Source organism: Mycoplasma paraquilae (assembly GCF_048284415.1).
Lineage (GTDB): Bacteria > Bacillota_I > Bacilli_A > Mycoplasmatales > Metamycoplasmataceae > Mycoplasmopsis.
This window is the reverse complement of the sequence record NZ_JBLVZU010000001.1, coordinates 1-15,577: the sequence shown is the minus strand read 5'-3', so window position 1 is coordinate 15,577 and position 15,577 is coordinate 1. Positions and strand designations below refer to the sequence as shown.

Genomic DNA, 15,577 nt, shown 5'->3' with positions numbered 1-15,577 from the left:
CGAAATAAAAATGCATCAATAAATGATGCATAAGATTATTATTAAGCAAGTGGCTCTCAAAGTTCAAGATAAACTTTTGGATTTGTTTCTTTTAATAAGGCTTCGTCTACATATTTACGATCTACAATTACTGAAAAATTATATTCATCAAATCATGAATCCGACATTGAGTAAACACCTTTATTCCCAGATTTATCACCTCAAGAGTTTTCTACTTTTCAAGCTACTGGCTTACCTTCATTAGTTTTAACACCAACAAAAGCCATTGCATGGTTTAATGAAGAATTAAATAAATCAACTCTAGCTGCTTTATTTAAGTTATTAACAGGAGTAAATAGTTCATCATATAAATAAAGTTCCGGGTCTAAAACTCCTGATTTATTGTCTTTAAATGGGTCGATATCGCATCCAAATCAAACAGGAACATTGTCTTTTAATGAGGCAATTACTGCTTCTTTAATCACATTTAGAGGAGCATTAACCATTGCAACTTCACTATCTTGATAAATTGAATTTTGGTATTTAAGGATATATTTTGTACCTGTTGGATATAAATCACGAGGATCATGAATTAGATCAACTTTATTATCGAAATCAGTCCCTACAAATCTATCAAAAAATTCTTTAGGTGTAACATTTTGGACTTTTTGATATTTATCATCTTTATCCTTATACTCATAAGTAAACACTTTAGGTGGGCGTCCTAAACATTTTGCTACTATGTCATATACTTCAAATAAAACATCTTCTCTGTATTCGTGCATAGCTTGTAAACTTTTACCTTGCTTATGCATTTGTTTTAAAGTATTGTAAGCTTGTTTTAAATGTAAGTCAATTTGTTCATTCATTTCATTTGTATTACCTGATAAGAATGTTTCGGGCATTATATTTTTTGGCACAGCTCCATATTTTCTAAGCAATGAGGCAAATCATTCTCAGTAACCACCATCAGTTGCAGTTGAATGTGCTATTAAATGATAAATTAATCTATCATTTGCATCTTTATCAATGTTTTCAATCGCTAAATTAAGAAATGTATTAGCTTTTTCTAATTTATCATAAAAAGCAAAGTAGTTTTGTGAAAATTCAAATGTTTTAACATTAAGATTTTTCATAGCCGCAACTCTTGCCATATTTAATGAGGCAAAAATTCAGCATCTACCACTAGAATTTTGAGATGTTATATCACCAAGTGTAGTTTCTATATCAAAAACAAAATCATGTTTAATTAGAACTTCGTGGTTGATACATGTATTTTTAATACCATTTTTTATAACTGCATTTTGAATTAATTTATTATTTTCTTTTGCATCAAATCTTTGTGCAAATTTATTCAATGTTTCTAATTTTAATTCCATTTTGGTCTCCTTTAAGTCTTTATATATGATACAGTTTTTTAATGAAAACAAGGTAATATTATGCTTTTTTTGTTATAAACAAATATGGTACAATAAAGATATGAATTTAACTAGAAAACATGAACGTTCAGAAGCCTATGAAGTAGAAAGCGTGGCTTCTACATCACAATTTTACGCAGTAATGTTAGCTACTTTTATAGTAGGGCTAATCGCTATGCTTTCAGTTGCAGCTGGATTTAGTGTTTGATTTGGAAGCGATACATTCCTTTCACTCGCCACAAATAATCCAGTAGCACTAATTGCAACATTTGCTGTCTTATTTATATTAACATTAATAATTACTATTTTTATACCAAGGATAAAAAACAATATATTTAAATTAGTAATTTTTCCAATTGTCATTTTATTTTATGGGCTTGTCATCGGATTAGCCTTTGTGATGTATTTTATAGCTAAATATAATATAAACGAAATTCAATGGAGTTTAATTCCTCAAATGATTGGAATTATGTTAATTCCAGCTGGAATTATGATTGTTGCTGCAATTTTAGGACTATTTAATTTAATAAACATTAGAGCATTAGGAATATTTTCAGCCTTCTTATTTGTCGGGTTTTTAATCACTTTAATTGTTTCATTATTTGTTTATAAAGCTGATTGATATGCAATTGTCATAGGTACAGTTTTAATTTCAATTAACATGATTATTCAATGATGACAAGTTCGTAAAACTGCAGACATGGCTCAGTACATGAGTAAAAAAGATATGTGTTCTCAAGCAATAATTGCTGGAATTATGTTGTTTATTTCTTATGCACAATTGTTATGATACATTATTACATTAATGACAGGAAGCAGTAGAAATTAAAAAAACTAGCTTAAGCTAGAATTAGTTGGTAAAGTCCAACTTTTTTTATTCTATTTTAGCTAGTTAAATATTAAATTTCTTTTCCAGTAACACGATTGCGTTGTAAATCAATTTCGATAATTTCTGCTTTCAAAATCATGCCTGGATAATATTGATCAAAAATACTATTTCCTGCTTCTAATTTTAAATTACTCACATGAATAAATAAGCTTTGCTTTATTCCAATATACATAAACACGCCAAAATCAGTTATATTTTCAACTGTTCCAGACACAATTGAGCCTATGCGCAAGTCTTCAACATTTGTTACACTGTCTTTCAAAAGAAATCCTTGCTTGTCATCTAAAATCTTTTTAGTTGGTGTGGATAAAGCTTTTAATATTAACTCAATTGCATACTTATCCGAATTATATTGTTGTACTAAATTTTCAACTTTTAAATTAGAAACATCAATACCATCATCATTAGGCATTAAATTATAATCTCTTATTATTGCTTGCGCTAATGCATATGATTCAGGGTGGATAATTGTCTTATCAAGAAAATTATCAGAACTAAAAATTCTTAAAAAGCCTATGCACTGTTCAAAAGTTTTTTCCCCAATTCCTTTTATATTTTTAAGTTCAAATCTAGAATTGAAACTCTTATCAACTTTATTGTTACGATATTCTATAATGTTTTCAGCATTCTTAGGGCTAAGCCCAGCTATAAAAGTCAAAATATGCTTAGTAGCTGTATTTAAATCAACACCAACTTCATTAACCACTTTTTGAACTTTAAAATCAAGATAATGTTCTAATTCTTTTTGGTTTACATCATGTTGATATTGCCCGACACCTATTGATTTAGGATCAATTTTAACTAATTCATTTAAAGGATCTAAAAACTTACGTCCAATATTAATAGCACTACGCTCTTCAACGTGTAAATTAGGAAATTCCTCAATTGCTAATTTTGAAGCAGAGTATACACTAGCCCCAACCTCAGATACAATAGCATACTTTACATTAAGTCCATTTTTCTTAATTAAATTTGCTATAAAACTTTCTGTTTCGCGAGAAGCTGTTCCATTTCCAATAACCACTATATCAATATCATATTTTTTAATCATATCTAAAGTAATTTTATTTGCTTCATCAATACGCTCTTGAGGTTTATTAGGAAATATCTTATTAATTTGTAAAACATCTCCATTTTCATTTAAAGCTGCTAATTTACATCCATTAACAAATGCTGGATCAATAGCTAAAATATTGTGGCCAGAAATAGCTGGTGCAAGTAACAATTTTTCAACAGAATTAGCAAAAATTTGAATGCTTGATGTTTCAGCTTTAGCAAATAAGTCAGAAAAAATTTCTCTCTCCACACTAGGTAAAATTAAACGTTTTAAGCTATCTTTTATAGCATCAATAACATTCTTTTTATTATTACGTGTTTTATCAATTTTTTTAAGGATGATTGTTTTTAAGACATTTTCATTATAAGTGAAACTTAGTTTTAAGATGCCTAATTTTTCACCACGATTAATTGCTAATACATTGTGATTTTTTACATATTTGATAGGAATTGAATAATCATAATAATTTTTGAATTTCAGTCCTTCATCAACGACTTTAGTATTTTGTTTTGTTACTAATACGCCAAATTTTACAATATCAGATTTAATCTTTTCTCTAATTTCAAAGTCTTGTGAAATTCATTGAGCAATAATGTAATTAGCTTGTTCTAAGGCAAATTCAACTGTTTTTACTTCGTCAGATAAGTACTTTTTTGCTTCCATTTTAGGATCAAAATTAGGCGATTTATTTTCGAAAATTCTTTTAGCTAAAGGTTCTAACCCTAGTGCAATTGCTTTAGACGCCTTTGTTACTTTTCCGACTTTAAATGGCTCATAAAGGGCCTCAAGATCACTTTTAACAGTTGTAGATAGAATCTTTGCTTTTAACTCTTCAGTTAACAAATCTTTTTCTTGCAAAATCTTTATAATCGCTTGTTGTCTTTCGAGTAATTCGTTTTTATATTTAAAAAGCGCTTCAATCCGGTAAATTTGTTCTTCGTCAAGACCACCAGTTTTATCTTTTCTATAACGAGAAATGAATGGAACTGTGGCACCTTCAGCTAACATATCTAAAACTATTTGTACTTGATTTGTTTTAATGTTTAATTCTTCTGCAACTAGTTTAATTGCTTGTATATCCATATATATCCTCCATATTGTGCTAATAAAAGCCCATAATGGGCTTTTAACATCATAACTTAATTATATCAATTTACTATTTCGCAGGTTGTAATTTTTTAGGGGTAGGTTTTAATTCATTTTTAATTCAAATGTTATACATAATTTTGCCATATTTAACATTAACAAAAATAGTTAATATTAAGGAAGTTGTAAATAACACTAACCCTATAGTAATTAATGTAATACGAATAGCATCGAATCTAGCTTCGTTAAAATAGAATAAAGCAAAGTGGATTGTTCCTGAAGCAGAAATAGATGCAGGGAAAGTTAATGAAGTTCAAGATAAATTATATTTTCATAACTTTAATGACTTAATTAAAATTGAGTAATAAAGTGCTACACTGACTGCACCATAACAAAATAGAATAATTGTAACTACTTGAAAAAATGCATCATTATTAAATAATGTCATAGTTAAGTGATCAGATTTACCAATAATTTGAGGTATAACGGTTAAGTCTCCACGGTGTGGGCTGAATGAAACCAAGAAACCACTAGCAAGCATATTAGCAGGTGAAGCGAAAATTGCCATAGATGGAATATCAGATTCACGACTGTGTGGCTTGAATAAGAATTTATAAAATACGAATGGATACATAACTAGAAACATTCCAAATGCAACAAATCATATAATTTGTCAGTAGTATAGTGGAATTAAGTCACCTAAATCATTTGCATATGCTGTAGAAAGTCCAAGTCCAATTAAAGGAACAAATCAAGAAGCAAAGGCTTCTCCACGCATAACTTCTTTTTTAATTAAAACAATTTTAATGAATAAAATCATGTAGCAAATTTGGCATAAAGTTGTAGTGAACACCAAAATATTTGGCCCTATAAGCAGAATATATCTGGTTTTTGCATCAGTAATAAAGTTGGCATAAATTCATCCAAAAGAGTTACCTAGGATGCAAAGACTCAAGAAGAGTACCCCAACCATTCCGGCAACATGTGGAATTTTGAGCTCTTCTCAAATTTGTTTCTTATTCATGATATATCTTAAACAAGTTAATGAAATATAAAATATGCAAATACTAATGCAAATAATTTGTAATGTTAATTGCACATATCTAATATTAAAATAATTAAGATTTAACTGTTTGTATAACAAATCAAGAAGAAAAGTTCCAGTGTTTGCAATCCCCATTGTTCCGACTGCTACACCGTTAACGCCTAGGGGAGTTGCTGAAATTTTTTCTTTTATGCGCTCATTTATGTCTGATATCTTATCTTTTGTATTTCACTTCATAACAGAAGCATTATACACCTTATAAAATTTCATATCTTCTAAAGATAAATTTTTTTCATCACTATAAATGAGGCAAAAAAATCAGAGCAATGCTCTGACTAAAATTATTTCTTATGATTTGATTCAATCATTGATTGACTTCTAAAGTTCTTGAATTTAATAATGTGAACTACTAATGGGTTAACTACAGTCTTTGTTAATCCTTGTACAAATAAGTAGAATACAGGTGCAAATAAATCACCTAAAACCATTGCGATTGTAGCATTAACAGTTGAATTTCAAACTGTTTTTGTTAGTAAGTCTTTTTCTGTAATTTCAATACCTGAAGACCCTAAGTCCATGTTTGGTCATTTAGCTTTGTCAAACATTCCATCACCATCAATTAGTGGATTGACTGAAGGTGTATTAAATAAGGCTTCACTGCCTCTTCCTTCAAAGAATAAAGCAGGAATTTGTTGTGCCATTCCACGAGCTGGGTTAATTGCAGCTGAACCCCCTAAAAGTCCCATTCAAACAGAAAGTGAAATTATAAACATAATGTATAAATCACGATACTTGTTGTTGATGTTTGGAGAGAAAATAGGGAATAATAATATTGAGGTCATAACTAACTCAATAAAGAAAATTCAAGTTGATCCTGCTGCGATTAATTGATTTACACTTGTTAATTTTGAATAATCAATAAATGATTTTTGAGCAGCAGTAATTGCACCAATTGGCGCATTAGAAATTAATCCATCTTTAGCTGATAAAGAACCTCATCAGTAAATTAATGAACCAGCGACAAAAGCGCCTAAAGTTTGACAAAAGATTTTGTATGTAGTATATCATCCATCATTTGTTCCATTTAAATATCTATATAATGAAACTGAAGGGTTTAAATCACAGCTTCAACGTAGAAAGACAAATAAACAAAATCCAACTACAATAAATCCAGCATAAAATCCAACAATAATTGGGTGTAACAAGTATGATTCTGCAACTGCACCTGAAGCTGTATAAATTGAAAGGCCAGCAAGTCCTAAAGAAATAAGAATTGTACCTATAAATTCTGATATACCATGCACTATTCATGTTTTAAAATCACAAGGCTTTTGTGCTTCTGTTCTTTTAGATGGTTTCAATTTGAAAAAGCTAAAAAGTTCCTTAAAAAATTCAATTACTTTTTGTTTTTTAGTTAAACTAGTCTGGGTATTTAAACAATCATCTTGTGTGGTGATTTTACTATCCATTTTGTATTTTTCCATTCTCTAGTACTCTTAGAGCCTTAGAGAAATCTCCTTTTTCTGCATTATCAGCATTTTCGAGTGTTGCCAAAGCAATTTGGCTCAATGCTAAATCTGTTAAGTAAGCTTGGTGAGAAGTAATTAAAACATTGTCCATTTCGATTAATTCTTTTCATTCTGGATCCATAGCTTTTAATTCAGTTATACGTGCTGAAACGTCTTCGTAAAATCTACCTTCTTCTCTTTCAAGAACATCAGTAGCAAATCCACGAACTTTTCCTGATTTAAGACCGTTAATCATCGCTTTTAAGTCAACAATTTCGCCTCTAGCTGTGTTTACTACGATAACACCATCTTTCATTGTACTAATAGCTGCTTCATCAATTAAATATCTTGTTGAAGGTAGTAAAGGACAGTGAATTGAAATGAAATCACTTTGTTGCAATAATTCTGTTAATGAAACAAATTCAAAGCCGAATTGTTCAGCAAGTTGTGGGAAGTTATCTCTAGCAAATGCATCGAATACTAAAACTTTAGCACCAGTAGCTCTAGCAATTCTAATAAATGTTTGACCAATTTTACCTGAACCAATAACCCCAATTGTTGAGTTACCAATACATTTTCCGTCTAATCCATTTAGTGAGAAATTATATTTTTGAACTCTTGAATTTGCAATTAATAAATTTCTGTTTAATGCAGATAATCCTGCGAAAGCAAATTCACCAATACTTTCTGCTGAGTAATTAAAAATTCTAAATACTTCGATTCCTAATTCATTGGCTTTAGCAACATCTATTTTATTATATCCCATTGATCTTTGGAATCAGTATTTAACTCCCATTTTAGATAATACTTCTAAGATAACTTTATCTCCGTAAGTATTAACAAATCCACAAACAGCATCATAACCTTGAGCAAGTTTTACTGTATCAAGGTTAAGGTTTTCTTTAAAAAAAGTAATTTCATGTCTTCCATTGTTGTATCTTTCAAATGACTTTACATCATAGTCTTTAGAATCAAAGAAAGCTATTTTCATATTTTCTCCTACTATAATATTAAATATAAGTTTATTTTGTGTATATTATAATATTTTAGATTAAAATAGAAAATATTTAAGAGGACTATTTACCAGGCATAAAAGTTTTAAAAAATGCACTTTTTCCACTTTTTGTTCATTTTGTAAAAAAATAATTTATATAGTGGAGGTGAATATGAATGATTTATTATTTTATGCTTCAAACAAGTATAAAGGAGACTCATTTCTTATCTTTAAAGAAGTGAAAAATTTTAAGCACATTAGTCGTAAACAACTGCTTGAATGAAAGCAATTATATGCTGACCTTGGAGTTCAATATTGCACAATACTTGATGCAAATTATCCAACTGATTTTAATGTTTTGCGTTATCCACCATACGTTTTATATTTTAAGGGGAATGATAAACTATTAAATCATAAGCATCGTTTTTATTTAATTAATGAAATCGATAATACAACAACCCAAGCCTACTTAAAAGAAAATATTAATACTCTAGTGGACAATTGTGTATTAATTACGAATGATTATGAAACTGAGCACCATATTGTTAATTTATTCCGCGAAAATAATGGAAAAATAATTCACATTTTAAAAGAGGGACTTGATAAGATTAATTATTATGAGACTAATTTAAATAATGAATTGTTTATCACACAATATCCATTACGCGTACATCCAAAAAGACATTATTTTAAGGAAGCTAATATTATCGCTTCAATTATATCTACACAATTAATTGCTTTTTCCCTGACAGCGGATTCTAAAGCTTTTAACTTGATTAACTATTTTAATGATATCGGTAAAGAAATCAATTGTTTTCCAAGCAGTCAAGCAAATGATGGTAATGATGTATTGATTAAAAGTGGCGCAAATTATATTACCAAAATTACTGAATGTGTCTAAAAGAAAAAATGTGCTCTTAGTGGCACATTTTATAATATATTAATTTTGTTTTTCAGGGTATACTGAAACATACTTTCTGTTTCTTCTGCTTTCGTATTTTACATAACCATCGATTTTTGTAAATAAAGTATCGTCTCCACCACGACCAACATTTTGTCCAGGGAAGATTTTTGTCCCTCTTTGACGATAAATAATTGATCCTGCTGTTGCGAATTGTCCATCACCTAACTTAGCACCTAGACGTTTTGAATGTGAATCACGACCATTACGTGTAGATCCACCGGCTTTCGTGTGTGCCATAGTCTAATTAACCTGCAATTCCTGTGATTTTAACACGTGTGTATGGTTGACGGTGTCCAAGTTTTCTCTTGTGAGTAGATTTCGCATTGTGACGATAAACAACGATTTTTTTCGCTTTACCTTGTTTTTCAATAGTTCCTGTTACGACTGCACCTTCTAAGTATGGTCTACCAATTTTGTCATCAACAAGTAAAACTTTGTCAAATTTTACTTCTGTGTTTTCTTCACCTTCGATTTTTTCGATGAAGATTGTTTGACCTTCTTTAACTAAAAGTTGTTTCCCACCTGTTTCGATAATTGCTAACATGCAATACCTCCAAAATAGTGGCTCGTCTTTAAGGTGGCAAATGCACTTAATAAACCTTTTCAGTACGGTTACTTGAAGTAACATGCATATTATACCCTCTTTGCAAAAAATAAAAAGTTAAAATAGTATGTAATTTTCTAGTATTTTTGGAGCATTTTTTTCATTATTATCTCATTTGTACTCTGCATCTTTTGTTTTATATGAGCCGGTAGTAGACTTAAAAGATTTAAATAAGCTCACAAATTGGGAAATTACACCAATTCCAGCTGCTGCAAGTGAAAGAATGCCAGTTATTCCCATTCCGGGAGTAACATTACTAAGTTCCTTAGTTTGTACTTTTTCAAGCTCATTCAACTTCATAAATACCTCCTTTCACAATATAAATTATTTTATGCTTAAAATGTACAAAAAAAGAACAATAGCAAGCTATTGTTCAACAAAATCAGTATTAAATGAACCATTAACACCACGAACAGACACTGTTGAAATTCAAACATTGGGATCAACCAATTTTAAGTCATCAATAATATTTTTTGTTTCTAATAATAATGTAACTGTTTCAATCTTATAAGTATATTTACCTGTATATCCAGATTTGAATCTAACAAGTCTATAACTATGTCAATAATTAATTAATTTAAAGTAAGCAATCACCTTTTCAGGTTCGGTTGAAATAATTGTCATTTTGACTTTCTTATATTTAGGATATAGTATGCTTACTACAAAATTAGTTACAAGTAAGTAAGCGAATGTTGAAAGTTCTCTCATTCCAAATATTTCGCCATTTACATTTGGTCTAACAAAACCATAAATCAATAAGAAAACGCAAGCAGTAAAGAAAGCTACTGTGGCTAATATTCCACCTACACTCTTCTTGTATTTCGTTGAAAAGAAGTAAGCAATAATATCAGTTCCACCCGTTGATCCACCAGCTTTTCAAGACAAGGCAATTCCAACTCCAATAAAACCAGCCCCAATGCAGCCATAAAGTAATATTGGTCATGTTTGTCCATCAGCATATCAAACAAGTTGATTAGTTTGTTCTAATGTTAAAGTTTTAATTGCATCCATTGGAATGGCTGATGATAGTGAAGCATTATTTTCTAAATAATCAAAAACTTGGTTTAAAGGAGCTTCTAGCCATTTACTTTTATCATAGCTATCTCCAATTTCAACTACTCTAAATTCTTTAAAATCTGGATTATAAATTAATCTATAATCATTAAAATCATTGTGAACAAAGTTAATTTTTTCAAATAAGAAAACATGCACTTCATGTTGAGTAAAAATAAAGTTAGTTATTTGTAAAAACAACATAAAAATTAATGTGTAAATCATAAAGCTACGTTTAACTTTTCGTCAAAAAATTAAAAACAGTGGGAGGTTGCAAGCAAAATAAATTAAAGCAAAATATGAACGTAAAAATGGAAATAAATATTGTAGAATGGTTGGAATACCTGTAATACCAGAAGGAATGGTATCAGACTTAGCTAGAAAAATATGAATTCCAAAATTAAAGACAAAGGCAGCCAAAAATAATAAAAAGATTTTGAATCAATACCTTTGTATAAATTCTTTAAAATTCAATCTTTTGGTGTTTTTAGCGTTGTTAAGTAAGTACTTACCCATTTTGTATTTCAAGAATTCTTCTTCACAAATAACTTTTTCAGTATTGATTAATGAGTTAGTATCACTTTGGACTGGATAGTAGTTATTAGTCACTTTCTTATTTACCATTTCTTTTCAAATTTTTCTTCTAACTTTTTCATTAGAAGTTGGATACTTAAATTTATGTTTATTTTCACTCGAATTTGTTTGCTTTATCATTGCTTAATTTTACAACATTTTAAAAATAAAAATCATAGTTTTTATAACTATGATTTAGGGCTTTCTGTTTTTTCTTTCTTTTCTTTAATAATTTCCATAATAGTTGTTACAACAATAGTACCCATGATAAGAATTACACCTATAAATACTGTTATATCAGCAAAATTAAAGGTTCCTTTATCTAATCATGGTACAAAGAACTCATCCTTTACATATCCACTGAAAGCAACTCTATCGGTTGCATTTCCTAAATCTCCGGCTAGTAAAATACCAAAGAAAGCAGAATACAATAAAGAATGTCTAGAAGGATATAAAGGTGCAAGCAAAATTGCTATTGCAATTATAAAACTTATTACTTGAATAAAAGTTATATTATTAGTGGTTAAAAACGTAACTCCTTTATGCCAAATACTTCTAATCCCAAAAACACCCCCAAAATTAGTTCACTGCTCAGAATTAGGAAAAATTTTTTCAGGATGTACATCAGTAAGCATCCCATTATTAAGGGTTCAGGTGCTTTTTCCTGCAGCTTCCATTGCATTAACATCTACATGGTAAAATAAAAGGGTTTTTGTCACTTGATCAATAGCATAAAAGATAAAGAAAGCACAAAGCATAATTACATATCCAGCTATCACCTTTTTTCAATTGCTTTTAAAATATTTTTTATAATTTAATCAATGTGTTTTAATATTACTCATAGTATTATTCTACTATTTTGGAAATTATTTCAAAACAAAGAGGACATAAGTCATCATGCATTTCTTCCGGTGAGAAGTGATTTCAACATCTAGCACATTTAACAGAGTTAAATGTTTCAAGTTTTAATTCACTTCCGTAAACTACTTTTCCAACCATTAATAGAGTTCTTAAGTCTAATGAATTAATAAAATCAGATTGTGGTGGTAAAATTAGAGCTACTTCATTAGAACGCTTAATTAAACCATTTTTTGTTGCTTCATCAATTAAGACATTTACTTTACTGCGTAATTCAAAGAATTCATTGAATTGTTCTAATAAAGCTTCATTAACATTAAAGTCCTTGTTATAAGTTTCAAACATAATTGATTCATATTTATCAATTTTGTTAAAGTGCATATAAGCTTCTTCGATTGTAGTTGGTAAAATAGGCGCAAGTGCCATAAGTAAGAAATCTAAAATTTCATATAAGTTAGCAAGAACCATAAGTCTTTCAGTATCATTAAATTCTCTAATATAAAGAATATCTTTTGTTACTGAGAGATAAAAAGAGGATAGTTCAACAATATAATTGTTAATTAATTTAATTACATTTATAAATTTGTATTCATCATAAGCTGCAAAAACATCAGATTTTAATTTATTAAGTTGTTCTTTAATAAATAAATGAATACCGGTTCTTTCAGTATTTGGTTGATATTTATATCCATCTAAATTACCTAAAATAAATTTAATTGTGTTACGTATCTTACGATAAATTTCAGTATTTTGATCTAATATTTCATTTGAAATTGAAACATCATTTGTATATTCACTATTTGCTACTCAAAGACGTAAAATGTCGGCTCCTCGTTTTTGAATGACATCAACAGGTGCGACTATATTGCCCTTTGATTTAGACATTTTTTCACCTTTTCCATCGAGCACAAAACCATGAGAAATTAAATTACGGTAAGGTGCAAGTCCTTTATAAGCTACTGATGTAATAATAGAAGAGTTAAATCATCCTCTGTATTGGTCAATACCTTCTAAATAAAGGTCATATGGTGATAATACATTATCAGATATATTAACAGCTACAGAAGAAACTCCTGAGTCGAATCAAACATCCATGATGTCCATCTCACGTGTGAAGTTTTTACCTTGGTATTTAGGTAATAGTAAAGCTTCTGTATCTCATTCTCATCAAATATCGCTACCGTGTTGTTTTACTAGGTTAATCACATAGTCAAATTGTTCTTTATCAACAATAGCTTCCCCGTTTGCATCATAAAAAATAATTAATGGTAAACCTCAAGTTCTTTGACGCGATATAGTTCAATCATGTCTATTTTCAATCATTTGGAATAATCTACGTTTAGCTCAATCAGGATATGTATTTACACCTGTATCAATTTGTTCTAATATTTGATTTCTAATCTTATCAATAGAAACAAATCATTGTGGTGTACCTCTAAAAATAATTGGTTGATGTGTTCTTCAATCATGAGGATATGAATGTTTTACTCATTGAAAATGAATTAAATCATTTCCTAAAAATTCAGAAATTTCTTTATTAGCATCAGCGTAAAATTTGCCATCAAATTGTGTATTTGTGTTTTCGATATATCCTTTATCTGATACGTGCATTATGTTATCTAGATTGTTTTTTAATCCAATCATGAAGTCATCTTCGCCAAACATAGGAGCTATATGAACAATACCAGTTCCTGATTCATTTGTAACATGATGTCCAATTACTGCAGGAGCCAATTTATGTAGTATAGGGGTTGTGTACTCAATCTTTTTATTCTCGATTTCTTGCCCGTAAAATGAAGATATGATTTTACTTTCTCAACCAATTCTATCCATGAAATCTTGATACAAGTCTTTAGCCATTACATATCTATTGTTATCATGATTAAATACTACATATTCAATATCTCTTCCTAGTGCTACCCCAGCATTAGCGATTAAAGTTCAAGGTGTAGTAGTTCAAACAATAAAACTATCACCAGGTAATATTTTATCGAAGTCGGAGTTTTCAACATGCATTTTAACATAAATAGACGGACTCTTAATATCTTGATATTCTACTTCAGCCTCAGCTAAAGCACTTTGAGATGAAGGAGATCAGTAAATTGGTTTTAATCCTTTATAGACTAAACCATCTAACATCATTTTAGCAAATACTTCAAGTTGTTTAGCTTCATATTCAGGAGCTAATGTTACATAAATCTTTTCAAAATCTGCGAACATTTGTAATTGTACAAATTGAGCTTTTTGTCTTTCGACTTGGCTTAATGCATAGGCATGTGCTTTTTTTCTTAATGTTACAGGATCTAATTCATCTTTAGATACATTCATTTCTTGCAACATTTTATGTTCAATAGGTAAACCATGTGTGTCTCAACCAGGCACATAAGGTGAATAAAATCCACTTAATGTTTTATATCTAACAATAAAGTCTTTTAGAATTTTATTTAAAGCATGACCAACATGAATATCTCCATTAGCATATGGAGGACCATCGTGTAAAATAAAGTGTGGATCATTTTTATGTAATTCTAAAACTTTTTTATAAACTTGATTCTTTAGTAATTGTTCTCTTAGAAGAGGTTCTTTAGTAGTTAAGTTAGCTCTCATTTCAAATGCTGTATTTGGCATGTTGAGCGTTTTTTTGTAATCCATTTTATATCCTTTCATTATGAAAATTTATTAAAAATAAAAATTCCTCTATTTCATTAACAGTTATTGCTAACAAAATAGAGGAATTTTGGTGGTGGCCTCGGCAGGAATCGAACCAGCGACACACAGAGCTTCAATCTGTTGCTCTACCAACTGAGCTACAAGGCCATTATGGCGGTCCAGACGGGAATTGAACCCGCGATCTCCTCCGTGACAGGGAGGCGTATTAAACCACTTTACCACTGGACCATGGTTGCAGAGGAAAGAATTGAACTTTCGACCTTCGGGTTATGAGCCCGACGAGCTTCCACTGCTCCACTCTGCTATAACTTTATACTATTTAAGTTGGCGGGTGATGAGGGATTCGAACCCCCGCGGGCCGTGAAGCCCCTGCTAGTTTTCAAGACTAGTCCCTTCAGCCAGACTTGGGTAATCACCCTTGGTGGACCCAACAGGACTCGAACCTGTAACCGACCGGTTATGAGCCGGTTGCTCTAACCATTGAGCTATAGGTCCGACTGTTAGTCAGTTTTAAATAGTATAAAAATGGTAGCACCGATGAGATTCGAACTCATGACCTTCCGGGTATGAACCGGATGCTCTAACCAACTGAGCTACAGTGCCATAAATGGTGGAGAGTATGGGATTCGAACCCACCACCTCCTGCGTGCAAGGCAGGCGCTCTAGCCAAATGAGCTAACCCCCCATAAATGGTGAAGAAGACAGGATTTGAACCTGCGACCACTACAGCCCAAATGTAGTGCTCTACCAAACTGAGCTACTTCTCCAAGAACTGCGTTTATATTATACTATAACTTTTTTTAGTTCCAAAAAAATTTTTAATGTTCTTTGGAAACTGAATAGTAATTAAATAATTCATTAAAATGTCTGAATACATTA

General features: G+C 30.3%; 13 protein-coding genes and 8 tRNA genes. 2 read left to right on the top strand and 19 right to left on the bottom strand.

The window, feature by feature from the left end:
• Window positions 1–41: 41 nt before the first annotated feature.
• Complete coding sequence (locus ACNQ12_RS00105) at window positions 42–1,358, bottom strand: C1 family peptidase (RefSeq protein WP_416754506.1); 1,317 nt, start codon at window positions 1,356–1,358, stop codon at window positions 42–44.
• Window positions 1,359–1,458: 100 nt separating this feature from the next.
• On the opposite strand from ACNQ12_RS00105, the gene ACNQ12_RS00100 reads away from it, so the two are divergent.
• Entirely contained in the window at window positions 1,459–2,226 is a 768-nt protein-coding gene (locus ACNQ12_RS00100) for an MAG0110 family membrane protein (RefSeq protein WP_418036786.1), read from the top strand.
• 70 nt (window positions 2,227–2,296) lie between these two features.
• On the opposite strand, the gene ACNQ12_RS00095 is transcribed toward ACNQ12_RS00100, so the two are convergent.
• The 4 genes from ACNQ12_RS00095 to ACNQ12_RS00080 all read right to left on the bottom strand — a co-directional run bounded on the left by ACNQ12_RS00095 (window position 2,297) and on the right by ACNQ12_RS00080 (window position 7,973).
• Window positions 2,297–4,426 carry a Tex-like N-terminal domain-containing protein gene (locus tag ACNQ12_RS00095; protein WP_418036784.1) on the bottom strand — a complete coding sequence of 710 codons (2,130 nt, stop codon included), beginning with the start codon at window positions 4,424–4,426 and terminating at the stop codon, window positions 2,297–2,299.
• Between the two features lie 73 nt (window positions 4,427–4,499).
• Window positions 4,500–5,711, bottom strand: coding sequence for an SLAC1 family transporter (locus ACNQ12_RS00090; RefSeq protein WP_418036782.1), 1,212 nt, complete (start codon window positions 5,709–5,711; stop codon window positions 4,500–4,502).
• A gap of 104 nt (window positions 5,712–5,815) precedes the next feature.
• On the bottom strand, window positions 5,816–6,958 hold the full coding sequence (locus ACNQ12_RS00085; RefSeq protein ID WP_416754511.1) for an aquaporin: 1,143 nt from the start codon (window positions 6,956–6,958) through the stop codon (window positions 5,816–5,818).
• Complete coding sequence (locus tag ACNQ12_RS00080) at window positions 6,936–7,973, bottom strand: NAD(P)-dependent oxidoreductase (protein WP_416754512.1); 1,038 nt, start codon at window positions 7,971–7,973, stop codon at window positions 6,936–6,938. Before ACNQ12_RS00080 ends, ACNQ12_RS00085 begins: the two co-directional genes overlap by 23 nt.
• 175 nt (window positions 7,974–8,148) lie before the next feature.
• On the opposite strand from ACNQ12_RS00080, the gene ACNQ12_RS00075 reads away from it, so the two are divergent.
• Window positions 8,149–8,877 carry a DNA-processing protein DprA gene (locus ACNQ12_RS00075; protein ID WP_418036779.1) on the top strand — a complete coding sequence of 243 codons (729 nt, stop codon included), beginning with the start codon at window positions 8,149–8,151 and terminating at the stop codon, window positions 8,875–8,877.
• Window positions 8,878–8,916: 39 nt separating this feature from the next.
• Here ACNQ12_RS00075 and rpmA read toward each other — a convergent pair whose 3' ends face one another.
• The 14 genes from rpmA to ACNQ12_RS00005 all read right to left on the bottom strand — a co-directional run bounded on the left by rpmA (window position 8,917) and on the right by ACNQ12_RS00005 (window position 15,465).
• Window positions 8,917–9,177, bottom strand: coding sequence for a 50S ribosomal protein L27 (gene rpmA, locus ACNQ12_RS00070; RefSeq protein WP_416738506.1), 261 nt, complete (start codon window positions 9,175–9,177; stop codon window positions 8,917–8,919).
• Between the two features lie 7 nt (window positions 9,178–9,184).
• Window positions 9,185–9,484, bottom strand: coding sequence for a 50S ribosomal protein L21 (rplU, locus tag ACNQ12_RS00065; RefSeq protein WP_416754514.1), 300 nt, complete (start codon window positions 9,482–9,484; stop codon window positions 9,185–9,187).
• A gap of 117 nt (window positions 9,485–9,601) precedes the next feature.
• Window positions 9,602–9,844, bottom strand: a complete 243-nt coding sequence (locus tag ACNQ12_RS00060; protein WP_418018956.1) for a hypothetical protein — start codon at window positions 9,842–9,844, stop codon at window positions 9,602–9,604.
• 66 nt (window positions 9,845–9,910) lie between these two features.
• A complete protein-coding gene (locus ACNQ12_RS00055; RefSeq protein WP_418036777.1) occupies window positions 9,911–11,311 on the bottom strand; it encodes a YitT family protein in 1,401 nt (466 codons plus the stop codon).
• Between the two features lie 47 nt (window positions 11,312–11,358).
• Window positions 11,359–12,012 (bottom strand): signal peptidase II, encoded by a 654-nt coding sequence (locus tag ACNQ12_RS00050; RefSeq protein ID WP_418018955.1) that lies wholly within the window; start codon window positions 12,010–12,012, stop codon window positions 11,359–11,361.
• 4 nt (window positions 12,013–12,016) lie between these two features.
• Window positions 12,017–14,680: an isoleucine--tRNA ligase gene (ileS, locus tag ACNQ12_RS00045; RefSeq protein ID WP_418034795.1), complete on the bottom strand. Its 2,664-nt coding sequence runs from the start codon at window positions 14,678–14,680 to the stop codon at window positions 12,017–12,019.
• Between the two features lie 89 nt (window positions 14,681–14,769).
• Window positions 14,770–14,845, bottom strand: a tRNA-Phe gene (locus tag ACNQ12_RS00040).
• 4 nt (window positions 14,846–14,849) lie between these two features.
• Window positions 14,850–14,926 (bottom strand) — tRNA-Asp (locus ACNQ12_RS00035).
• Between the two features lies 1 nt (window position 14,927).
• Window positions 14,928–15,002, bottom strand: a tRNA-Met gene (locus tag ACNQ12_RS00030).
• A gap of 21 nt (window positions 15,003–15,023) precedes the next feature.
• Window positions 15,024–15,116 (bottom strand) — tRNA-Ser (locus ACNQ12_RS00025).
• A gap of 1 nt (window position 15,117) precedes the next feature.
• Window positions 15,118–15,193: transfer RNA gene (locus ACNQ12_RS00020), tRNA-Ile, on the bottom strand.
• A gap of 31 nt (window positions 15,194–15,224) precedes the next feature.
• Window positions 15,225–15,301: transfer RNA gene (locus ACNQ12_RS00015), tRNA-Met, on the bottom strand.
• A gap of 5 nt (window positions 15,302–15,306) precedes the next feature.
• Window positions 15,307–15,383: transfer RNA gene (locus ACNQ12_RS00010), tRNA-Ala, on the bottom strand.
• A gap of 5 nt (window positions 15,384–15,388) precedes the next feature.
• Window positions 15,389–15,465, bottom strand: a tRNA-Pro gene (locus ACNQ12_RS00005).
• Between the last annotated feature and the right edge of the window lie 112 nt (window positions 15,466–15,577).